A 343-nucleotide genomic window follows, 5' to 3' on the forward strand; every position below is an offset into this window, starting at 1 on the left:
CGGCAAATCGACTGTCGCGCGCATGATGGTCGGCCTCACTGCGCCGACCGCCGGCTCGATCTGTTTCAGAGGCGACGCGTTGAACACGATGACGCGCGCGCAGAATGCGACGTTTCGTCAGCGTGTGCAGATGGTGTTTCAGAGCACGACGAATTCGCTGAACCCGCGCAAGACAATTGCCACGACGCTGGCCGAAGCGATCGGCAACGACGGCGTGCCGGTGCGTCAATTGCTCGACATGGTGCGGTTGCCGACATTCGTGCTGGCGCGCTATCCGCATCAGCTGTCGGGCGGTCAGCGCCAACGCGTGGGCATCGCGCGGGCACTCGCGCGCCGCCCGGAA

1 protein-coding gene is annotated in these 343 nt (G+C 65.0%); it reads left to right on the top strand.

Annotated elements, in window-relative coordinates; all coding sequences use genetic code 11:
* Window positions 1-343: ATP-binding cassette domain-containing protein (locus SB822_RS55675; protein WP_410858921.1), on the top strand; the 343-nt coding region annotated here is incomplete at both ends.

It is taken from the genome of Paraburkholderia sp. SIMBA_054 (genome assembly GCF_046534875.1).
Lineage (GTDB): Bacteria > Pseudomonadota > Gammaproteobacteria > Burkholderiales > Burkholderiaceae > Paraburkholderia > Paraburkholderia hospita.